This is a genomic window from Campylobacter avium LMG 24591, from assembly GCF_002238335.1.
GTDB lineage: Bacteria > Campylobacterota > Campylobacteria > Campylobacterales > Campylobacteraceae > Campylobacter_D > Campylobacter_D avium.
On sequence record NZ_CP022347.1, the window covers coordinates 665,117 to 687,514 of the forward strand.

Below are 22,398 nucleotides of genomic sequence, written 5' to 3' on the forward strand. Positions count from 1 at the left end.
AAGTCTCCTTAATCTGAAAAAATACTTTTGTTTAGTATATTCTTTATAGTGTGATAGGATATAAAAACTATCATAAGGACTAAAGCAAGAAATATGAACAAGGCAAAATTCATAAAAAATGACGAAGCGCTTAATTCATAAGCTTTAAAACAAGCTATGCACATAGCTGCACTTGGAAAGGTAAAAGCCCACCAAGATAAAGCAAAATTTAGCTTTAAAAAGTTTTTATACATAAATACTAATAATATACTAAAAAACAAGGCTAAATTTAAAAGCATTATAGCAAAAACATCAAAGCTATTAGTTAGTTTTAAATAGTCTAAAAAGCCAACCGAAGGCGGCGCTATCATTATAAAAAGCGTTGGCATAAATTTATTTGGAAGTTGTGAGTGAAATAAAATCCTGTAAAAAATGATACAAAAAAGAACCAACCAAAAAAACATAGCCAAAGAAAAATAAAACCAAAGCCAAGGCTCAACCGTTCTAGCTCCTACAATTATAATCAAATTCCCAACCACTGGTATAAACCAAGCCGGGCTTGAATGCTCTATCTCTAAATTTTTATTTATCCAAAAAGAAATGATATAAAAGCTCAAATAAGTTTGAAGGACTAAGGCTATATAAAATAAAGTATCGTGCAAGAACACAAAATCTTGCCATAAATTTGCTAAAATCAGCAAAGATATAGGAAAGGTGGAAAAGAAATTTATCTTTATGGTATTAGAAAATTCTTTTTTGACCTCATCAAAATGTTTAAATATCTTAATAATATAAAGCAAAGTTATAAGACAAAACAAAAAGCTTACAAAAAATCTAAGAAGTATGAAATAAAAATCAGAAAAAAATGCTATTTTTATAAGCTCCCTATAAGCCATAGCAAAGCCTCCAAGCCCCATAGTAACGGCAAAAAACATAATGTGAAAATGAGCTAAATTCATAATTTTCCTTTTGTTATATATAAAAATTTATTTTATACTGTGTTTTTTAATGAAAAATTTATTATAATCTAAACTAAAAGGCTAAATAATGTTAAAAGTTGATTTAAATAGCGATTTAGGTGAAGCTTTTTCTATTTATAAAATGGGGCTTGATGAGGAAATTTTAAAATACATAAGCTCTGCTAATATAGCTTGCGGCTTTCACGCTGGCGATCCTATGGTTATGGATAAAACAATATCTTTAGCTAAGACAAATAATGTCAAAATAGGTGCTCACCCTTCATTTCCAGACCTTTTGGGATTTGGACGCCGGGAGATGAAGATTAGTTTTGATGAAGCAAAAAACTACACGCTTTATCAATTAGGTGCTTTATCAGCCTTTGCAAAGGCACATAATACAAAAATTTCTCACTTAAAAGCACACGGAGCTTTTTATAATATGGCTTGTAAAGATGAAATGCTTTCTCTTGCTTTATGCGAAGCGATAGCTTCATTTGATGAAAATATCATTTTGCTTGGACTTAGCTCTTCTTTAATGTGTGAGAGTGCAAGAAAAAAAGGACTAAGATATGCAAATGAAGTCTTTGCAGATAGGGCTTACAATGAGGACGGCACTCTTGTTTCAAGGTCTATAAAAGGCTCTGTAATAGACGATGAACAAGAGGCTATAAAAAGAGTGATCAATATGGTAAAAAATGGAAAAGTTAGCACTATAAATGGCAAGGAAATAGACATAAAAGCTGATAGTATCTGTGTTCACGGAGATAATGCAAAGGCTTTGGACTTTGTTAAAAATATAAGCTTAGAGCTTAAAAATGCCGGTATTAAAATTTCTAGCTTAGAGGAGCTTGTCTAATGCAAAACAAAACAGCCTTAATAGGAGCAGCTTTTTTAATGGCTACTTCAGCCATAGGACCGGGCTTTTTAACCCAAACTGCAAGTTTTACTTCTACCTTGCTTGCCTCTTTTGGTTTTGTTATCTTAGTATCCATCATCTTAGATATAGGAGCACAGCTTAATATCTGGAGGGTTATAGGAGTAGCTAAAAAAAGAGGGCAAGACATTGCAAATATGGTATTTCCCGGACTTGGTGCTTTTATAGCTATTTTAGTAGCTCTTGGTGGCTTTATTTTTAATATGGGAAATATAGCAGGCTCTGCCTTGGGCTTAAAACTCATCTTTGGTATAGATTTAATTAGCGCTGCTATTATTAGCTGTGTTATAGCACTTGGGATCTTTATCTTTAAAAAAGCTGGTGAGCTTATGGATAAATTTATAGTCTTAGCAGGATTTGTTATGATTATCATAACAGCTTATGTGGCTTTTTCGTCAAATCCTCCTTATTTATTAGCCTTAAAAGAAAGTTTCATACCCTCAAAGATAGACACCTTAGCCATAGTTACCCTAGTAGGTGGCACGGTTGGCGGATACATAGTTTTTTCAGGAGCTCATAGGCTAATAGATGCAAAATTAGTAGGTCAAGAAAATTTAAAACACATAAACAAGGCAGCTGTAAGTGGCATACTCGTAACTGCTGTTATGAGAGTTCTTTTATTCTTAGCTGTTTTAGGAGTTGTAAGCTCTGGTTTTATAATAGATAAGGAAAATCCAGCAGGTTCAGTTTTTAAAGAGGCTTTAGGGGACTTAGGGCTTAAATTCTTTGGAGTGGTCTTGTTTTTAGCAGCTATTTCCTCTGTCATAGGAGCTGCATATACTTCTGTTTCTTTTATAAGATCCTTTCATAGCTTACTTGATAAGTATAATCGCTTTGTGGTTATGTTTTTTATAGCCTTTTCAACAGCTGTTTTTTGTATCTTGGGACAGTCTCCTACCCAGCTACTTATACTAGCAGGAACTATTAATGGCTTTATACTGCCTATAACCTTGCTTGTGATGATTATAGCAGCGCACAAAACAAGTATAGTTGGTGATTACAAGCACCCAAAACTAATGAGTGCCTTTGGACTTTTAATAGTTGCTTTGATGTCTGTAATGGCGGTGCTTACTATGCTAAAGCTTTTTTAGATGTTTGATATATACATAAACAGCACAGATAGCATTTTGCTTAAATTTAAGCAAGAAATCAGCCCTGCTATAAATTCACAGGTTTTAGCCCTAAAAGAAAGGATAGAAAGGGCAAGGTGTAAATTTGAAATTTTAGGCATACAAGAGCTTGTTAGTGCTTATGCTTCCTTGCTTGTTTATTATGATCCTTTTAAACTTTCTTTATCCTCTTTAAAAGACTTTTTAGAAAATATAAAAAAAGAAAGACTAAACATAGAGCAAAAAAGCTCTTTGTGTATGAATGTTCCTCTATGTTATGATGAGGAATTTGGGCTTGATTTGGACTTTGTTTGCTCACATACAAGGCTTAGTAAAGATGAGCTTATAAAACTTCACACAAAGCCTTTTTATAGAATTTATATGTTGGGTTTTATGGCCGGTTTTGCATATCTTGGAGGGCTTGATGAGAGGCTTTTTACGCCTAGACTTAAAAGTCCTCGCACAAGCTTAGAAAGCGGTAGCGTTGGCATAGCTGATAAACAAACCGGAATTTATCCTATAAAAAGTCCGGGCGGTTGGCAAATCATCGCTAGAAGCCCGCTTTCATTTTTTGATAAGCAAAACGAAAGTAAGCCTGTTTTACTTGAGGCTGGAATGTTTTTGAAATTTAAGGCTATAGATAAAAAAGAATACTATGAGATAAAAGAAGCCGTAGATAAAAAGGCTTATAAAAGGGAGCTTTATGAGTATAAGGGTTCTTAAGCCTTCTATAAATTCAAGCTTACAAGATCTTGGTAGGAAAAATTACGCAAATTTTGGTATAGCAAGAAGCGGCGCTTGTGATACTCATTCTTTAATGATAGCAAATATCTTGCTTGGAAATTTTTACGCAGAGGCTGGGCTTGAGCTTTGCTTAAATGGCGGGACTTACGAGTTTTTAGATGAGCATTATTTTTGCTTAAGTGGGGCTGATTTTTGTGCTAAATTAAACTCAAAAGACATAAAAACATGCAAGGTATATAAGGCTAAAAAAGGAGATATTTTAGAGCTAGGATTAGCCAAATTTGGCTTTAGAGGGTATTTATGCGTGGCTGGTGGCTTTGAGTGTAAGGAATTTTTAGCAAGTAAGAGTTCTGATTTTAAAATGGGCGTTGGACTTTTTGATGGAAGAGCTATGCAAAAAGGAGATATTTTAGAGTGTAAAAATAGCTTTAAGCCCTTTAATCTAGAAAAAAGAGAGTGTGAAAATCCTTATGAAAATTTAGCTCAAACACTAGAAATAAGGGTTTTAATAGGCACAGATAAAGAATCTTTCACTGAAAAAGGCTTAAATACCTTTTTTAATACAAGATATAAAATAAGCTCTAAAAGCGATAGAATGGCTATACACACAGAAGCAGATGAAAAGATAGAGCATAAAGATAAGGCTGATATAATATCAGATCCAGCAGTATTTGGCAATATACAAGTGCCTCAAAATGGACTTCCTATCATACTAATGGCGGGTAGGCAAAGCACAGGAGGATATACAAAGATAGCAACGGTGATAGAAAATGACTTATCCTTACTAGCCCAAGCAAAACTTGGCTCTTTTATAGAATTTATAGAAGTAGATATAAATGAAGCCTTAAGCTTGTATAAAGAAAGAATAAAAGAGCTTAAAAAATTAGATGAAAGGATGAATTTAAATTTTGAAAGATTATTCTAAAACAAGCCCTAAAGAACTAAGAGAGCTTATAAGAAAGGGCGAGATAAAGGAACAAACCTCAGGTATGGCTCTTGGTTTTGCACAAGCAAATTTAGTGATTTTACCAAGAGTTTATGCGAAAGATTTTGAGAAGTTTTGTAAAGAAAATAGCAAACCTTGCCCTATTTTAGAGGTGCTTGAGGGTAAAATAAGTAAAAAAATAGCTAAGGGTGCAGACATTTACAGCGATTTACCAAAGTATTTCATATACGAAAATGGAGTAAAAGTAGCTGAAGAATACGATGTAAGCAAATATTATAAGGATGATTTTGTAGGCTTTTTGCTGGGCTGTTCTTTTTCTTTTGAGGAAGCTCTTATGAAAGAAGGACTTGAGATAAGGCATATAAGCTTAAAAAGAAATGTGCCTATGTATAAGAGCAATATAAAGCTTAAAAAAGTGGGAATTTTTGAGGGAGAAATGGTGCTTTCTATGAGACCATTTAGCTTAAATGAGGCAAAAAAAGCTTATGATATAACTAAAAGATTTCCCTTAGTTCACGGAGAGCCCGTGCATATAGGAGATGAAAAAGAGCTTGGAATTTCTAATATAAATGAGCCTGATTTTGGCGATAAACCTTTGATAAAAGAAGGCGAAGTACCTGTTTTTTGGGCTTGTGGAGTTACACCTCAAAATGTCATAATGAAAACAAAGCTTCCCTTTGTCATAACTCACGCACCGGGCTTTATGTTTATCACAGATATTTTAAATGAGGATTTAAAGGATAAAATTTCTTTGTAAAAGCTATAAACTAATGCTTTTTTTGAAAAACTCTGCATATTTGCTCTTGCTTTCTATAAATTCATAGCTTTTAAGCAGGTCCAAATTATTATCCAAGCAGCTTATTAAAAGCTCAAGCACGGAGCAAGCCTCCTTTGGCTCTATATGAGCTGGGCATTTTTTAGCATTTGTATAATGATGATGAAGTTTGTATATCAAGGCACTGTTACGAATTTCTACAAGCAACATTTCAAGTGGAGCCTTAAAAAACATAAAATTTTCCTTTATGTTTATAGACAGATAAAAGATATCAAGTCCATAAATTTTTAAAGAATAAGAGTCAAAAAAGTATAGGGACTTGTTTAAATTATCCTTAAAAGTGTGTAGCATAAGCTCTAAAATAGCGAGTTTTTGTTCTTTCGTGTAAAAATTTCCTATGGGCGAAAAGCAAAATTCAAGCAAGGATTTTATAGAGTACCACTCACTTGCCGCAAAGGAGTAAGCACGCATTTTCTCCCCTCTTTTTTTACGGTAGTATCTAGCTTCTTCGCTATCTATGTTTTGATACACTGAGGGCACTATAAAGTCTCTGTAGGCTGGATTTGGAAAAGAAGGATGTAAGATTAAAGAGCCCTCATTTTCATTTTCATATATATATTTTAGTCCCCCTACATAACCTTCGTCTATGATTTTAATCTCCTCTTTAAAAAGACCATTTAAAATGCTATGAAATTCCACATCATCGCTATCCCAAATTTTAAGTGGATAGCGAAAGAATTCGCATATTTTTTCCTTGCTATCTTTATCAAGCTCTTTTTTATCTTTATTTTCTAACCAAGAAAGTATAGTTCTTCTATCTTTGCCTAAGATTTTTGCAAATTTGCTTAGACTTAGTGCTGATTTTTTAAAGATTTCTTGCATTTTTTCTCTAGTATTTAGCATAACTTTTCATCCTTTTAAAAAATGTTACTATTCTTTACACAAAAGCTTATAAGTTAAATTTTAAATGCCTGTAAATTCTACAATATTTTTATACAATCTCTTAAAAAATGTATAAAAAATATGCAAAAAAATTTTTTTAGTGTGAATTTGCAACATAATGTAAAGTTTTTTTACCTTTTATTTTTTTAAAAAAACACTTATAATACTTGAAATTTCGCAAAGAAAGGAAAGGCTATGTCAGCTTATGAAAAAGCATATAAAGAGTCCTTAGAAAATCCGGAAAAATTCTGGGCAGAGGCTGCTAAAAAAGTTCATTGGTATAATGAATGGGATAAGGTGCTTGATGATAGCGATGGGCACTATAAGTGGTTTGTAGGCGGTTATATGAATACTTGCTATAACGCTCTTGACTTGCATGTGCATAATGGAAGAGGCGATCAAGTAGCCTTAATCTATGATTCTCCGGTTACTGATACTAAGAAAAAATACACTTATAAACAGCTAAGAGACAGGGTTGCTAAGGTGGCTGGAATTTTAGCAAACAAAGGCGTTGTAAAGGGCGATAGGGTTATCATTTATATGCCTATGATACCTGAAGCTGTTATAGCAATGCTTGCTTGTGCTAGATTAGGAGCTATTCATAGTGTTGTTTTTGGAGGTTTTGCAGCACACGAATTAGCCACTAGGATAGAGGACGCTAAACCTAGAGTTGTGATGAGTGCAAGCTGTGGTATAGAGGTTAGCAATATCATAGAGTATAAGCCTATACTTGATGAGGCTATTAAGAAAAGCTCTCACAAGCCTACTACTTGTATTATCTGGCAAAGACCACAGTACAGGGCAAATATGCTTCCTTGGCGTGATGTGGATTGGGAAAGTGAGGAGGAAAAAACCAGAGGAGTTGATCCAGTGCCTGTTTTAGCAACAGATCCTTTGTATATCTTATACACATCAGGAACTACAGGACTTCCAAAGGGTGTTATAAGGTCAAATGGAGGGCATTCTGTGGCTATGAAATGGTCTATGGATAATATCTACAATGCTAAGGCAGGCGATGTTTTTTTCACAGCCTCTGATGTTGGCTGGGTTGTAGGGCACTCTTATATAGTTTATGCACCTTTGATGAATGGCTGCACCACCATAGTTTATGAGGGAAAGCCGGTTAGAACTCCTAATCCATCAGCCTTTTGGCGTATAGTGGATGAGTATAAGGTAAATGTGCTTTTTTCAGCTCCAACTGCCTTTCGTGCCATAAAAAAAGAAGATCCAAAGGCTGAGTGGGTAAAAAAATACAATCTTGACAGCCTAAGAACCATCTTTGTAGCCGGCGAAAGATGTGATAGTGATACTCTTAAATGGATACAAAAGGTTACAAAAAAAGATGTTATAGATAATTGGTGGCAAACAGAGACTAGCTGGGCTATAGCTGCAAATCCTATGGGACTTGAGCCTCACCCTGTAAAACCCGGAAGCCCTACAAAAGCAATGCCAGGCTTCAATCTAAAGGTATTAGATGAAAATGGCAAAGAACTAGCTGCTGGAAAAAAAGGTGCTTTGGTTTTAAAGCTTCCTTTACCTCCAGCTTGTTTAATGGGAATTTGGGAAAATGATGAAAGATATAGAAAGGGCTACTTAGAACAATATCCGGGCTATTATCTCACAGGAGATACTGGCTACATAGATAAGGACGGTTATGTTTATGTTTTAGGCAGAATGGACGGCATTATAAATGTTGCAGGACATAGGCTTTCAACCGGAGAAATGGAAGAAATAGTAGCAAAACATCCAGATGTTGCCGAATGTGCTGTAATTGGTGTAAATGATGAGTTAAAGGGCGAAATTCCTATGGGTTTTATCGTGCTTAAAAGCGGTATAGAAAGGGATCACGCAGGTATAGTTGAGGGCGTAGTTTCTTTAGTAAGGCACGAGATAGGAGCTGTGGCTTCTTTTAAGATAGCAACCGTTGTTGATGCCTTGCCAAAGACTAGGTCAGGTAAAATTCTAAGAAAAAATTTAAGAGAAATAGCTGACGGGCTAGAGCTTAAAATTCCACCTACCATAGAAGATGAAAATGTTTTAAAACAGTGTCAAATAGCTATAAACAAGCTTGGTTATCCAAAAGAAAAGAAAGGAAAAGAAGAATGAGTGCTGGAAAAAAATTTAAAGAACTTGTAAAGACAAGCAAACCCCTTGCCATAGTAGGCGCTATAAATGCTTATCAGGCTTTACAAGCCACAAAGATAGGACATAAGGCTCTTTATCTTTCTGGCTCTGGTGTGGCAAGTGCAAGTTATGGCTTACCCGATCTTGGCATTATAGCTCTTGAAGAGGTTTGCATAGATGTGCGTAGAATTTGTGCTAGAGTAGATACTCCCTTGCTAGTTGACGCAGATACTGGCTTTGGAGGAGCTTTTAACATAGCAAGGACTATAAAAGAGCTAATTCGCGCAGGAGCAGCTGCAACTCATATAGAGGATCAGGTAAGTCAAAAAAGATGTGGGCATCGTCCAAATAAAGAGCTTGTAAGCAAGGATGAGATGTGCGATAGGATAAAGGCTGCTGTGGATGCAAAGATAGATCCTGATTTTGTAGTGATGGCAAGGACAGATGCACACGCCATAGAAGGACAAGAAAAAGCCATAGAAAGAGCTTTAGCCTATGTTGAGGCTGGGGCTGAAATGATTTTTGCTGAGGCTATACATAGCCTTGATGAGTATAAGCAATTTACCGATCTTATAAAGGTGCCAGTTTTAGCAAATATAACAGAATTTGGAAAAACTCCTTATTTCACTCAAAAAGAACTAGCAGAGGTTGGAATTTCAATGGTTCTTTACCCACTTTCAGCAAATAGAGCCATAAACAAAGCAGCTTACAAAGTCTATGAAAGCATACTTAAAAATGGACATCAAAAAGAGGTTTTAGATTTAATGGAAACAAGAGAGGAGTTATACTCTATGCTTGATTATTATTCTTATGAGCAAAAACTTGATAATTTATTTAAAAAGGATAAAAAATGAGTGTAAGCGAGGCTAAAAAAAAGGTAGGGGGACTTGCTGGAGTTGTAGCTGGTAGCTCGGCAATTTGCACTTGTGGGCTTGGAAATGGTCTAAATTACTACGGATACAGCATAGAAGATCTTGCTAATGAAGCTACTTTTGAGGAGGTTGCGTATTTGCTTCAGTTTGCAAAGCTACCAAACAAGGCTGAGCTTGAGGACTATAAAGAAAAAATTTCAGCAAATAGAGAGCTAAATGAGAATTTAAAAGCCATCTTAAGAGCCATACCAAAGGATGTGCATCCTATGAATTTAATGCAAAGTGCAGTTGCTGCTTTAGGAGCTTTGGAGGGTGAAAAAGAGGACTTTAGCGATCAAGATGAAAAGATTATAAGACTTCTTGGAATTTTACCCTCTGTGCTTTGCTACTGGCATCATTATGCAAATTTTGGCAAGGAAATTGATTTTAAAAGTGAGCAAAAAACTATAGCTGGATATTTCCTAGAAAAACTAGACTTAAAAGAGCCTAGAGAGGATTTTATAAATGCTATGCATTGCTCTTTGATACTTTATGCAGAGCACGAGTTTAATGCCTCAACCTTTACCGCTAGAGTTTGTGCCTCTACAAGAAGTGATATTTTTAGTGCCGTAGCAGCAGCTATTGGTGCTTTAAGAGGACCATTGCACGGCGGAGCAAACGAAGCGGCAATGCACTTGATACAAAGCTTTTCTAGCGTAGAGGAGGCTATAAAAGGAGTAAATGAAAAACTTGAAAAAAAGGAGCTTTTAATGGGCTTTGGACACAGGGTTTATGGGCTTGGAGGCGATCCTAGAAATGCTCTTATAAAAGAGTGGAGCAAAAAACTAGGAGGAGATAGTATGCTTTATAAGGTTAGCGAGGCTATAGAAATGCTTATGAAAGAAAAGAAGCCAAATTTACCTCCAAATGCTGATTTTTACAGCGCTTCAGCTTATCATTTTATGGGTATTCCAACTGAATATTTTACTCCTATTTTTATAATGAGTAGGGTAAGTGGTTGGTGTGCGCACATAAAAGAGCAAAGAGCAAATAATAAAATAATCCGTCCAAGTAGTGAATACATAGGACCAGAACCAAGAAAATTTACACAGATACAGGAGAGATAAAATGAGTAATGATATGGGAATTTTAGAGGCAAAAAGACCTGAATTTGACGAGCTTTTAAGCAAGATTGCAAGATATGTAGATGAATATGAGATAAAAAGTGATTTAGCCTTAGAAACGGCTAGATATTGTCTTATGGATACCATAGGTTGTGGACTTTTAGCACTTAAGTATCCAGCTTGCACTAAGCTTTTAGGACCTAGTGTAGAAGGAGCTGAGTTTAGACCTCTTGGTGCAAAGATACCGGGCACTTCTTATCAGCTAGAGCCTATAAGAGCTGCTTTTAATGTGGGAGCTATGGTTAGGTGGCTTGATTTTAACGATACTTGGCTTGCGGCTGAGTGGGGACATCCAAGCGATAATTTGGGTGCGATTTGGGCTGTGGCTGATTATGTAAGTAGAAAAAACATAAGTCAGGGCAAAGAGCCTTTAAAGGTTTCTTGTGTTTTAAAGGCTATGATAAAGGCACATGAAATTCAAGGCGTCTTAGCTCTTGAAAATTGTTTTAATAAAGTAGGGCTTGACCATGTTTTACTGGTTAGGATAGCTAGCACGGCTGTGGCTGCTAAGCTTTTGGGCTGTGATTTTGAAGAGATTAGAAATGCTCTTTCAAATGCTTTTATAGACGGAGGAGCTTTAAGAACATATCGTCACGCACCAAATACAGGTAGTAGAAAGAGTTGGGCTGCAGGAGATGCCTCAAGTAGGGGCGTTGATTTAGCCCTTAAGGCAAGAAGTGGTGAAATGGGCTATCCATCAGCTTTAAGTGCTAAATTTTGGGGCTATGAAGATGTGAAGATGAAGGGACAAAAGCTAGTTGTAGCACAAGAATTTGGCTCTTATGTTATGGAAAATATTTTATTTAAAATTTCTTTTCCAGCTGAATTTCACGCTCAAACAGCGGTAGAAGCTGCATTAAAACTACATAATGAAGTTAAAGATAGGCTTGATGAGATAGAAAAGATAGTTATCACAACGCAAGAATCAGGACATAGGATAATAAATAAGGTAGGAGAGCTGGCAAATCCAGCTGATAGAGATCATTGTATCCAGTATATGGTGGCGGTGCCTCTTATCTTTGGACGCCTTGTGGCTGATGATTATGAAGATGAGGTAGCAAAAGATAGCAGGATAGATTCTTTAAGAGCAAAAATGGTGGTTGAAGTAGATGATAGATATACAAAAGAGTATTTACAAAGCGATAAAAGAAGCATAGCAAATGCAGTTCAAGTTTTCTTTAAAGATGGCTCTAAAACCCAAAAAATAGAGGTTGAATACCCAATAGGACATAAAAGAAGAAGAAGTGAGGGTGTGCCTGTTTTACTTGCTAAATTTAAGGCTAATCTAGCCACAAGACTAAGCCCAAAACAATGTGAAAAGATAAGTAAAATTTGCGAGGATCAAAAAAGATTAGAGGATATGAATTTTAATGAATTTTCTGATTTATTTTGGCTTGGCTAAAGAAAAAAGCACTTTTAAAAGTGCTTTTACATTAGTATAAAAACTAGGCTAGGCATAGAGATAAAGGAAAATAAAATTCCAAAGGCTATAACGCTTACTGCTAAGTTTGAATCTAGCTTAGCCTTCATTATCATAGCTCCTGCTAAGGTCATAGTAGGGGTTGCGCTTTCTATAATGGCTACTATGCTAGAAGCTGTTAAATCTAGGGAAAAAATTTTAAGCAAGATGATAAAAACAAGGGGCGTTAAAATCATCTTAGCAAAGATTACTATTATAGTTGCTTTGTAAGAGGATTTTATAGCACTAAAAGCAAGGCTTAAACCTATGGCAAAAAGCGCTAGTGGAGTAGCACAAGCACCAAATAAACGAAGCGGCTCAAAGATAAACTCAGGCAAAGAAAAAACCTTTAAAACAAGTCCTAGCACAAGGGCTAAAAAAGGTGGAAAAGTCGCTATCTTTTTGAGATTATCCTTAAAATTTATCTTTTTATCGCTCGCAAAAGAGAGTATAAAGGCTCCAAACAAAGAAATAGCTATGGTGGTTGCTATAGCGTCATAAAAGATAGCTTCGCCGCTATGCTGAGGGTCTTTAAAAAGCTCTGAAATTATTGGCACACCTATAAATATAGTATTTCCAAAACAAGAAAGTAAAAACATACTGACTATGGTATTTTTAGAAAAAGAAAAAATTTTACCAAGCAAGACAGCTACAAAGGATGAAAATACAGAGCTAAAAAGCCCCATAAATACTATAAAAATCAAAGAAAAATCAAGATTTAAATGATAGATTTTATCAAATATCAAGCAAGGCAGGGCAAAGATTACGGCAAAGTCTAAAAAGGTTCTAGCTTGTTTTGGTTTTAAAATTTTCACACTTTTTGCAAGATAACCCCCAGCAAGAAAGACAAAGATACTAAATAAAGGCATAAAAATAAACATAATAAACCTTAAAATTTTAAGCTTAGTTTAGCAAAATTAGGCTAAATTCATAAATTTTTTCTTAAAAATACCATTGTTTATACAGGTTTTAAGCAAAGGATTTTTAAAGCGTGCATTGCGATGGTTGCTTGAATTCACTTTAGTGTTTGTTTTTAAATTTTTTCTTATTTGAAGCATAAACGAAGCTAAGAACCTCAGCCACGGCTTCAAAAAGCTCCCTAGGTATCATATCTCCTACATCGCAAAGCTTGTAAAGCTCTCTTGCTAGTGGAGGATTTTCATACACCAAAACTTCATTTTCATATGCAACTTCTTTAATTCTAAGTGCTAAGAAATCAACCCCCTTAGCCATTATCCTAGGTGCAGCTTCCTTTGAGCTATCGTATCTTAAGGCTATTGCATAATGGGTAGGGTTTGTGATTACAACATCGGCCTGTGCCACATCTTGAACCATCCTTCTTCTTGCAGCTTCCATTTGCATTCTGCGAATTCTACCCTTTACCTGCGGGTCTCCCTCCATTTGTTTATACTCATCTTTAATTTCTTGCTTGCTCATCCTTAAGGACTTAAAATACTGAAACCTAACCAAGAAAATATCTATAATCCCTATAAATATAAAGGCGATGATAACGATAGCTGCTAGTATGATGGCCTTTTCTTTAAGCCATACTAGCTGAGATACTACATCGTAAAGTTCTACCTTTGGCAGCTCCGTCATAAACTGCAGTAAAAACACAAAGGCTATACTAAAAACTACGCCGACTTTTAGAGTGATTTTTATAGAATCCACGGCTTTTTTCATGGAAAATAAATTCTTTAAACCCTTTATGGGGTCTATTTTGGATAAATTCGGCGTGATTGGTTTTGTTGTGAAAATAAAGCCAAATTGCATTAAATTTCCTATAACACCTGCTACCATAATGCTTAAAACTATTGGTAAAAGCATTATGATTAGCTCAAACATTGTTTTTATGGTTATTGCTTGTAGAATTTTAAGGTCTAACTCAACGCCTATAAAGCTTTGGTAGTATCTGTATAAGTTCATAATTCGCTCAGAAAGATAGCCTATTAAAAACAAAACCACAACAACGCCAACAACAAGCGTAACTACAGCGGCTAAATCCTGAGACTTAGGAACATTTCCTTCGCGTCTTGCATCTTCTATTTTTTTGGAGGTGGCTTCTTCTGTTTTTTCTTGGTCATCAGCAGCCATTTGCTAGCCCTTTATAAGTCGCTATAATTCTTACCGCCAAATTTAAGCAAGGCAGAACCCCAAACAAAGCCCCCGCCAAAGGCATCTAGTAAGATTATATTTCCTCTTTTTAAGATGTTATTTTCATAAGCTTCATTCATGGCCATAGGTATAGAAGCAGCGGAGGTATTGCCAAATTTTTGCACTGTTAAAATACATTTTTTATCATCTAAGCCAAGTTTTTCCTGTACGGCTTTGATAATCCTTAAATTTGCTTGATGCGGTATAAACAAATCTATATCATCTTTGCTTAAATTGTTCTTTTTTAATATATTAATAGCGTCGTTTTGCAGGGTTTGCACTGCAACTTTAAATACCTCATTGCCTTTCATTTGCATGGCCAGAGGCATTTTTACATCAGCTTTTTGAGACCTTTGTATCATGAGTAAATCAGAATAACTCCCATCACTTGCCGTATGAACATCTATGATAGGAAAATCATTATCAGCACTAACTACACAAGCTCCTGCACCGTCGCCAAACAAAATACAAACACCCCTATCGTTGTAATCCATCACAGAGCTTGCTTTTTCAGCACCTATTATTAAAACATTTTTCTTAAGAGAGCTTTCTATAAAGGATTTGGCAAGTTCAAGTAAGTATATAAAGCCAGAACAAGCTGCTGAAATATCAAATGCTGTGATGTCTTTTAATCCTAAATTTGCAGCTATTTTACAGGCCGTTGAAGGCATGGTGAAATAATCAGGACTTAAGGTAGCCACTATGATAGCGTCTATATCCTTAGCTTCTAGGCCAGCTCTTTGTATGGCTAGTATTGCAGCTTTAGTTCCTAGGTCGCTAGTTTTTTCATCATCCTCTGCTATGCGTCTTTCTTTAATTCCTGTTCTTTTGCTAATCCATTCATCATCAGTATCTAGGAATTTCTCTAAGTCTTTATTGTCTAAAATTTTATTTGGTACATAAGCTGCTATGCTTTTTATCGAAGCTTTATTTTTCAAAATTCTCTAACTCGCTTTCTATGACTTGATAAATGTTTGATTTGCTAAATTTCAAGGCTTGAAATATGGCATTTTTTATAGCTCTTGAGTCGCTTTTTCCGTGACTTATTATAACGCAGCCCTTTATTCCTAGTAAAGGAGCACCGCCGTATTCTTGCCAATCTATATGCTTTTTCAAGCTTTTAAAAACAGGCTTCATCAACATAGCGCCAAGCAATGCTATCTTAGATTTCTTAGTTTTATCTTTTAGCATAGAAAAAATAGCAGTAGCAACACCCTCACAAGCCTTTAGTATAATATTTCCGCTAAAACCATCACAGACTAAAACATCTATTTTTCCATTAAAAATATCTCTACCTTCGGCATTTCCAACGAAATTTGGTAGCTTTTTTAAGAGTTTATGACTTTCTTTTGTTAATTCATTTCCCTTGCTATCCTCTTCGCCATTTGATAGTAGAGCCACTCTTGGTTTGCTAATATTCATCAGCTCTTTTGCATAAGCCTCACCCATAACGGCAAATTGAAATAAATGCTCACTTTTGCAGTCTGTATTTGCTCCAACATCTAAAAATAAGGTTTTATCGTTTATATTAGGCATTAAGGTAGCTATTGCCGGTCTTAGGACATTTTTTAATCTACCAACCCTAAGTGTAGCTAAAGACATGGTAGCACCGCTATGTCCTGCGGAAAGAACAGCTTGTACTTTTTTTTCTCTGAGTAAATCTATAGCTTTGTATATGGTGCTTTCTTTGTATTTAAGTGCTTCTGTGGCACTCTCATCCATAGGAAAGACTAATTTGCAGTGTTCATAACTTACAAATTGCTTTAGATGCTCAGGTATCAGTGGCTTTAAAAGATTTTCATCGCCTACTAAAACCACATTAAAGGACTTGTTTTCCTCAAGTGCTTGCAAAACACCGTCTATTATCGGTTTTTCGCCAAAATCACCACCCATTGCATCTACGGCAATGCTTATCATTTAGTATTCCTTAGTTAAGGGATTAACTCTGTGTGGTATTTTATATGTGCCGTCCTTATCCCTAACAGGTCTTACAAGAGTTATTTTGTAATGAGTTCTTCTCTTTGCTGCACGAGTTTTGCTAACTCTTCTCTTTGGAACTGCCATTTTATTCTCCTTTCATTGTTTTTCTTTACAATTTTCGCAGTAAAAATAGGAACTTAAAAATGCTTCAAGCTCCCCTTCACAAAGTTCTGTAAAATCTATATAGCCATCATAAAATTCAACTATATCCTTTAAAGAACCTCCGCTGTCCTTAAATTCACCATCGCTTAATAAAAGCTCTATATTTTCGTCTATATTAAGCCTTAAGTCATCTCCGCAAGAATCGCAAATTATATCCTTAGAACCTTTCATACACATATTAAGCTTAGCAAATTTGCTAGATTCTTTAACGCAAGAGCCACTAAAAGCTACACCGTCAAGGCTTAAGTCAAATGTATATGGAGTTTTGCTAATCCTAGAGAAATGAATTTTCATCTAGTTAAGCTCATCAGCCTTGAAAAAGAATTCTATTTCTATTTTCGCATTTTCTAAGCTGTCGCTTCCGTGAACTGCATTTGCGTCTATGTTTTCGGCAAAATCAGCTCTTATTGTTCCTTTTTTGGCTTCTTTTGGATTTGTAGCACCCATTAAATCTCTATTTTTAAGCACTGCATTTTCACCCTCAAGCACAGAAACCACCACCGGTCCGCTTATCATAAAATTCACAAGATCGTTATAAAATGGTCTATCTTTGTGAATTTCATAAAATTTTTGTGCTTGTTCTTTGCTTAATTGAAGTTTTTTTAGGGCTGCTATCCTTAGACCGTTACTCTCAAATCTATCTAAAATTTTGCCAATTACTTGCTTTTTAACAGCGTCTGGTTTGATTATAGAAAGCGTCCTTTCCAAAATACCCTCCTTAAAAATTAAAGCTATAATTCTATCATTTTTTCTTTAAACAAACTTAAAAAGCCATAAATTTGGGAGAAACTATATAAATTTCACCACTTCATCAAAGCTAAAACGAGCTTTTTCGCTTGTCTTAGCCTCGTCTTTATGTCCTAGTGCCACCATAACTGTGGCTTGTTCTTTTCCTGTATCAAGACCTAAATATTTATCTAGGTCTTGTTGGCAAAAGCCACCTATGGCACAAGAGCCTAAATTTAAAGCAGTAGCAGCGTATAAAATGCTAGCAAGTGCTAGGTAGGCTTGCTGTTTTGAGTAGGATTTTTTCTCTTCAAAGCTCATACCCTCTAAAAAAGGCTTGTAAGTTTTTATCCTTTTTTCTATCTCCTCTTTTGGCATAGCTCTTTGTCTAAGCTTTTCCTCAAAATACACAGCAAAGTCATATCTTGAAACTATGATTATCAAAGCAGCCGCAGAGCTTACATGGACTTGATTATTGGCAATTACGCCTAGTTCTTTTATCTTGTTTTTATCTTGTGTAGCTATGAATTTCCATGGCTCAAGCCCCAAAGAACTTGGAGAAAGTCTGGTTGCTTCTAAAATTTTCCTAAAATCATCTGCGTCGATTTGTTTATCTAAAAATTCCCTGCAAGAAAAACGTTTTTCAAATATATTCATAAAAATCCTTTCAAAAGAAAATGCTTTATTATATCATCTTAAGCTTGCTAGACTTAGTGGAATTTATCTTAAATTCACTTTTTGTTACTATAATAAGCAAGTCAAATCAAAACAAGGAAATAGCTTTGTCTAAGATAGATTTTAAAAATCTTGCTCTGTCTTTTTTGTCAAAAATTAGAAGAAAGAAAAAGATAATATTTATTGTTTTTATTTTAATTTTGCTTTTAATTTGCTATGTTTTTTATCCTAAAAATAAACAAACGAATTTTGTAACCCAAGCAGTTTCTAGAATGGACATTTACCAAAGCATAGAAGCCATAGGTAAGGTTTATGCAAAAGAACAAGTCGATGTGGGTGCGCAAGTTAGCGGTCAAATCATAAAGCTTTATGTAGATATAGGAGATAAGGTAAAGGAAGGGGATTTGATAGCTCAAATTGATAAAGATAAACAAGAAAATGATTTAAATATCTACAAAGCACAGCTTGAAAGTGCTAAGGCGAATTTAGAAAGCAAAGAGGTTGCCCTAGAAATCGCTACTAAACAGTACGAAAGAGAGCAAAGCTTATACGATAAAAAGGCAACTTCTTTGGAACTGCTTGAAACCCTTAAAAATAACTACTACACACTAAAGGCAAATGTGGCAGAACTTAAGGCACAAGTTGTTCAGCTTGAAATCACGCTTAAAAATGCTGAAAAAGATTTGGGCTACACGGTTATACGAGCACCAATGGACGGAGTTATAATAAATGTAGCGGTTGATGAGGGGCAAACTGTGAATGCTAATCAAAACACCCCAACCATAGTTCGCATAGCAAATTTAGACGAAATGGAAGTTCGCATGGAAATAGCTGAAGCTGATGTAAATAAAATCGAGCTTGCAGAAAGCGTTAAATTTGCTATTTTAAGTGACCCAGATACTCAATTTGAAGCTAAGATTGCAAGTATAGACCCTGCAGATACCTCAACAAGTGATGCTACAAGTTCCAGCTCAGCAAGCTCAAGCTCAAGTTCGACATCAAGTGCGATTTATTACTATGCTAAATTCTTTGTCAAAAATGAAAATAATTTTTTACGCATAGGAATGAGCACAGAAAATGAGATTGTAACAGCAAGTGCTAAAAATGTTATAGCAATCCCTACCTACACCATAAAAAGCGATAGTGAGGGTTATTTTGCAGAAGTTTTAGAGGGTGATACTGTGCGTAAAAAATACCTTAAACTTGGTATAAAAGACAATATAAACACGCAAATTTTGGACGGGCTAAACGAAAACGATATGTTAATCATAGCAGATACGAATACAAAAAGCTCCTCATCACTGTCTCCTTACGCGAGAGCTAGATGATAATACTAAAAAACATTTGCAAAAACATAGGGCAAAATGAAATTTTAAAAAATGTAAGCCTAGAGATACAAAGGGGTGAATTTGTAGCTATTATAGGCCAAAGTGGCTCTGGGAAAACCTCGCTTTTAAATATCATAGGTACGCTTGATGAGATAAGCTCAGGCTCATATATCTTTGACAAATACGAGGTTACAAAGCTTGATAAGGACGAAAAAGCAAGGCTTAGAAGGGAAAATATAGGCTTTATCTTTCAAAGATACAATCTTTTAACTCTACTAAATGCCAGGGAAAATGTAGCCTTGCCTGCCGTGTATGCTGGTGAAAAAACCGAAGTTAGAAATGAAAGAGCTAAAAAGCTTTTAAGTGATTTAGAGCTTTCTTTGAAATTTGAGTCAAAACCAAATGAATTAAGCGGAGGACAGCAACAAAGAGTAAGTATAGCAAGGGCTTTGATGAATGGTGGCGATTTAATCTTAGCTGATGAGCCAACCGGAGCACTTGATAGCAAAAGCGGTGTTATGGTTTTAGAAATTTTAAAAGAGTTAAATAAAGCAGGCCACACCATAGTTTTAGTAACTCATGATAGAAGTATAGCACAGCAGGCAAATAGGATTATTGAAATCAAAGATGGCGAAATTTTAAGCGACAGTAAGGCTAAATTTGAAACAAAGCCTGTAAATTTAGAAAAAATGCCATTAGAGATAAAAAGCTACACCTTGCTTAAAAATCAACTCTTTGAATGTTTTAAAATAGCCTTTTCATCTATCATAGCACATAAACTTCGCTCTATCTTAACCATGCTTGGCATTATCATAGGAATAGCTTCTGTTGTAATTGTGGTAGCGCTTGGCAAGGGTTCTCAAGAACAAATTCTAGCCTCTATATCAAGACTTGGCACAAATACCATAGAAGTGCATCCAGGACGTGGTTTTGGAGATATTCGCTCAGGTAGAACCTGGCTAAATGTGAGCGATTTACGCACCTTAAGAACCCTGCCTCAACTTGAAGCTGTGGAAGCTAGGGTAAATTCATCAGGCATAGCAACTTACAAAAATATATCCTTAAATGCCAGGGGCGAGGGCGTTGGTATAAATGAGATAAAGATAAAAGGCTTAGAGCTTGAGGCAGGTAGGGTGTTAAGCGAGGCCGATATAAGGGAAAATGCTAATGTGGTAGTGCTTGATTACAACGGACGCAACGGGCTTTTTGAAGGCTTTAATGTAAATGATATAATAGGCAAAACAGTAATATTTAATTCCCAACCCTTTGTTGTAATAGGTGTCTTAAAAAAGGATGCAAACCGCCGAGCCGAAGATGTAACGGTAAGACTTTATATACCTTACACAACCATGATGAATAAAATAACAGGAGATAGGCTCTTAAATCACATAGTAACCAAGGTAGCTGATGATGTCTCTCCTAATGTAGCAGAACAAGCAATAATAAGAATTTTAGAGATAAAAAGAGGACAAAAGGACTTTTTTACTATAAATTCAGATGCGATTAGACAAACTATAAATGAAAATATGCAAACCATGACAATTTTAATAACCTCCATAGCCTTGGTATCTTTAATTGTCGGTGGTATAGGCGTTATGAATATAATGCTCGTTTCAGTTAGCGAAAGGACAAGAGAAATAGGCATAAGAATGGCAATAGGCGCGAGGAGAGAGGATATCTTAATGCAGTTTTTAATAGAAGCCATTATGATATGCTCAATAGGTGCTTTGCTTGGCGTGCTGCTTTCTTTTTGCGTGTTTTTTGCTTTTAATTACATAAGTACTAGTTCTTATATGGTGATGTCTTACGGCGCTATTTTACTCGGTTTGTTTAGTTCTGTTTTAATAGGCGTAATCTTTGGTTTTGTCCCTGCAAAAAATGCTGCAAATTTAAATCCTATAACCGCTTTATCAAAGGAATGATGATGAGAGTGCTCTTTATATTTTTGAGTTTATTTTTCCTTTCTTGTTCTGTGAAAGAAAAGGATTTTAGCAAGAGTTTAAATGATACTTCCTTTTTATACGATAATTGGTGGAAAACTTACGAAAATGTTTATTTAAATTCCTTTGTAGATAAGGTTTTAAAACATAACTCAGAAATCAATGTCGCAAGATTAAATTTATTAAGTGCTGTTACTAGATATGATTTGCTTGACTTAGACCTTTATCCTACCTTAAGCGGAAATTTAGGCCTTTCTAATTCTAGAAATTTAAACAACGGAACAAAAGCGGGATTTAATTTTTCTAATGCTTTAAATTTAAGTTACGAGCTTGATATATATGGCAAGATACGAGATGAGATTGATTCTGCTAAATTTAGTGCAAATGCTAGTGCTTATGAGCTTGAAAGTTTGAAATTAAGCTTGGTAAATTCAAGCGTTGATTATGTTTTTGACCTTGTTTATTTCAACGAGGTTTCAATCTTGCTTAATGATTATTTAAAGAATTTGGAGCTATCAAAGGAGCTTTATACCATTAAATACAATTTTGGCAAGATAGAAGAACTTGACTTGCTAAATTTAGAACAGTCTGTTTTAAACGCAAAGCAAAACATATTAAGTAACGAGCAAAATAAAGAATTAATAATAAAAAATCTCAAAGATTTACTAGGTGCAAAAAGCGAATTTAAGGAGATAGAGTACTTAAACAAGCTTAGATTTAGTGATTTTCAAAGCAAGGAATTAAATTTCAATGTACCTCTTACTTATCTTGAAAACAGACCCGACATACAGTCTTCTTTGAATTCCTTAAAGGCTGCGTTTAAGGATGTTTCAGCACTTGAAAAGTCTATTTTTCCAAGTATAAGTTTGGGCGGAAATTTAAGAGGAACTTCTAATAAATTTGATGATAGTTTTAAATTGATGGTTTTAAACGGCTCTGCAGAACTTTCTTTGCCATTTTTAGACTATGCAAGAGTTAAAAAAAATATAAAATTATCCAGCCTAGAATATGAAAAACTAAAATTAAACTACGAGCAAAGCCTGCAAACTGCCATAAATGAATTTTTACTTTGCAAAAAGGATTATGAATTTTATGGAAAGCTTTTAGAAAATATTATAGTAATCAATGAAAAACAAGCAAGGATAAAAAATGCCTATCAGTTAAAGTATGAAGCCGGCAAGGTAGAGCTTAAAGACTTTTTAGATGCGCAAAATAACTATATAAATTCTCATCAAGAAATCTTAAGACAAAAGCTAAGTTTGCTCAAGACGCAGAATTTATACTATAAAATCACAAGCACAAAATTCACAAATGATAGAATTGCTTTTTAGTAATTAAGACAGATAAAGCCTTATTTTTCTTGCTTTTGGCTGTGTAAAAAATTCACAAGATAGTAATACAATTTTATATAAAAAATAATTTTTTTT

At 35.0% G+C, this 22,398-nt stretch carries 22 protein-coding genes; 12 read left to right on the top strand and 10 right to left on the bottom strand.

Going from position 1 to position 22,398, the window contains the following annotated elements:
* Nucleotides 1-8: 8 nt before the first annotated feature.
* A complete protein-coding gene (locus tag CAV_RS03445; protein WP_094325118.1) occupies nt 9-938 on the bottom strand; it encodes an SLAC1 anion channel family protein in 930 nt (309 codons plus the stop codon).
* Nucleotides 939-1,026: 88 nt separating this feature from the next.
* Here CAV_RS03445 and CAV_RS03450 point away from each other — a divergent pair, with 88 nt between their 5' ends.
* The 5 genes from CAV_RS03450 to CAV_RS03470 are packed head-to-tail and all read left to right on the top strand — an operon-like array spanning nt 1,027 to nt 5,428.
* On the top strand, nt 1,027-1,794 hold the full coding sequence (locus CAV_RS03450) for a LamB/YcsF family protein (protein WP_094325119.1): 768 nt from the start codon (nt 1,027-1,029) through the stop codon (nt 1,792-1,794).
* Entirely contained in the window at nt 1,794-2,963 is a 1,170-nt protein-coding gene (locus CAV_RS03455; protein WP_094325120.1) for an NRAMP family divalent metal transporter, read from the top strand. The genes CAV_RS03450 and CAV_RS03455 overlap by 1 nt, the downstream gene beginning before the upstream one ends.
* On the top strand, nt 2,964-3,704 hold the full coding sequence (pxpB, locus tag CAV_RS03460) for a 5-oxoprolinase subunit PxpB (RefSeq protein WP_094325121.1): 741 nt from the start codon (nt 2,964-2,966) through the stop codon (nt 3,702-3,704).
* Nucleotides 3,685-4,650: a 5-oxoprolinase subunit C family protein gene (locus CAV_RS03465; RefSeq protein WP_094325122.1), complete on the top strand. Its 966-nt coding sequence runs from the start codon at nt 3,685-3,687 to the stop codon at nt 4,648-4,650. Before pxpB ends, CAV_RS03465 begins: the two co-directional genes overlap by 20 nt.
* On the top strand, nt 4,634-5,428 hold the full coding sequence (locus CAV_RS03470) for a putative hydro-lyase (protein WP_094325123.1): 795 nt from the start codon (nt 4,634-4,636) through the stop codon (nt 5,426-5,428). The genes CAV_RS03465 and CAV_RS03470 overlap by 17 nt, the downstream gene beginning before the upstream one ends.
* A gap of 3 nt (nt 5,429-5,431) precedes the next feature.
* Here CAV_RS03470 and CAV_RS03475 read toward each other — a convergent pair whose 3' ends face one another.
* Nucleotides 5,432-6,349, bottom strand: a complete 918-nt coding sequence (locus CAV_RS03475; RefSeq protein WP_094752813.1) for a hypothetical protein — start codon at nt 6,347-6,349, stop codon at nt 5,432-5,434.
* 234 nt (nt 6,350-6,583) lie between these two features.
* Here CAV_RS03475 and CAV_RS03480 point away from each other — a divergent pair, with 234 nt between their 5' ends.
* Genes CAV_RS03480 through prpD form a run of 4 tightly spaced genes read left to right on the top strand, consistent with a single transcriptional unit; the run spans nt 6,584 to nt 11,949 of the window.
* Entirely contained in the window at nt 6,584-8,494 is a 1,911-nt protein-coding gene (locus CAV_RS03480; protein WP_094325124.1) for a propionyl-CoA synthetase, read from the top strand.
* Nucleotides 8,491-9,366: a methylisocitrate lyase gene (gene prpB / locus CAV_RS03485; protein ID WP_094325125.1), complete on the top strand. Its 876-nt coding sequence runs from the start codon at nt 8,491-8,493 to the stop codon at nt 9,364-9,366. The genes CAV_RS03480 and prpB overlap by 4 nt, the downstream gene beginning before the upstream one ends.
* Nucleotides 9,363-10,490, top strand: coding sequence for a citrate/2-methylcitrate synthase (locus CAV_RS03490; protein WP_094325126.1), 1,128 nt, complete (start codon nt 9,363-9,365; stop codon nt 10,488-10,490). The genes prpB and CAV_RS03490 overlap by 4 nt, the downstream gene beginning before the upstream one ends.
* A 1-nt stretch (nt 10,491) precedes the next feature.
* Complete coding sequence (prpD, locus tag CAV_RS03495; RefSeq protein WP_094325127.1) at nt 10,492-11,949, top strand: 2-methylcitrate dehydratase; 1,458 nt, start codon at nt 10,492-10,494, stop codon at nt 11,947-11,949.
* Between the two features lie 26 nt (nt 11,950-11,975).
* On the opposite strand, the gene CAV_RS03500 is transcribed toward prpD, so the two are convergent.
* The 8 genes from CAV_RS03500 to CAV_RS03535 all read right to left on the bottom strand — a co-directional run bounded on the left by CAV_RS03500 (nt 11,976) and on the right by CAV_RS03535 (nt 17,685).
* Nucleotides 11,976-12,887 (bottom strand): AEC family transporter, encoded by a 912-nt coding sequence (locus CAV_RS03500; RefSeq protein ID WP_094325128.1) that lies wholly within the window; start codon nt 12,885-12,887, stop codon nt 11,976-11,978.
* Nucleotides 12,888-13,026: 139 nt separating this feature from the next.
* Nucleotides 13,027-14,100: a flagellar biosynthesis protein FlhB gene (flhB, locus tag CAV_RS03505; RefSeq protein WP_094325129.1), complete on the bottom strand. Its 1,074-nt coding sequence runs from the start codon at nt 14,098-14,100 to the stop codon at nt 13,027-13,029.
* A gap of 11 nt (nt 14,101-14,111) precedes the next feature.
* Nucleotides 14,112-15,098 carry a beta-ketoacyl-ACP synthase III gene (locus CAV_RS03510; RefSeq protein ID WP_245807433.1) on the bottom strand — a complete coding sequence of 329 codons (987 nt, stop codon included), beginning with the start codon at nt 15,096-15,098 and terminating at the stop codon, nt 14,112-14,114.
* On the bottom strand, nt 15,088-16,077 hold the full coding sequence (gene plsX, locus CAV_RS03515) for a phosphate acyltransferase PlsX (RefSeq protein ID WP_094325131.1): 990 nt from the start codon (nt 16,075-16,077) through the stop codon (nt 15,088-15,090). Before plsX ends, CAV_RS03510 begins: the two co-directional genes overlap by 11 nt.
* Nucleotides 16,078-16,224, bottom strand: coding sequence for a 50S ribosomal protein L32 (rpmF, locus tag CAV_RS03520; protein WP_094325132.1), 147 nt, complete (start codon nt 16,222-16,224; stop codon nt 16,078-16,080).
* Between the two features lie 12 nt (nt 16,225-16,236).
* Nucleotides 16,237-16,596 (bottom strand): hypothetical protein, encoded by a 360-nt coding sequence (locus CAV_RS03525; RefSeq protein WP_094325133.1) that lies wholly within the window; start codon nt 16,594-16,596, stop codon nt 16,237-16,239.
* Nucleotides 16,597-17,010, bottom strand: coding sequence for a nucleoside-diphosphate kinase (ndk, locus tag CAV_RS03530; RefSeq protein WP_094325134.1), 414 nt, complete (start codon nt 17,008-17,010; stop codon nt 16,597-16,599).
* An 81-nt stretch (nt 17,011-17,091) separates the two neighbouring features.
* Nucleotides 17,092-17,685 carry a nitroreductase family protein gene (locus tag CAV_RS03535; protein WP_094325135.1) on the bottom strand — a complete coding sequence of 198 codons (594 nt, stop codon included), beginning with the start codon at nt 17,683-17,685 and terminating at the stop codon, nt 17,092-17,094.
* A gap of 20 nt (nt 17,686-17,705) precedes the next feature.
* Here CAV_RS03535 and CAV_RS03540 point away from each other — a divergent pair, with 20 nt between their 5' ends.
* From CAV_RS03540 to CAV_RS03550, 3 genes are read left to right on the top strand one after another with little or no spacing between them, the layout of a single operon-like run.
* On the top strand, nt 17,706-19,031 hold the full coding sequence (locus CAV_RS03540) for an efflux RND transporter periplasmic adaptor subunit (protein WP_094325136.1): 1,326 nt from the start codon (nt 17,706-17,708) through the stop codon (nt 19,029-19,031).
* The gene (locus CAV_RS03545; protein WP_094325137.1) at nt 19,028-20,953 is read left to right on the top strand and encodes an ABC transporter permease; all 1,926 of its coding nucleotides are present in this window, start codon (nt 19,028-19,030) and stop codon (nt 20,951-20,953) included. The genes CAV_RS03540 and CAV_RS03545 overlap by 4 nt, the downstream gene beginning before the upstream one ends.
* A complete protein-coding gene (locus tag CAV_RS03550; protein ID WP_094325138.1) occupies nt 20,953-22,302 on the top strand; it encodes a TolC family protein in 1,350 nt (449 codons plus the stop codon). The genes CAV_RS03545 and CAV_RS03550 overlap by 1 nt, the downstream gene beginning before the upstream one ends.
* Nucleotides 22,303-22,398 lie beyond the last annotated feature (96 nt).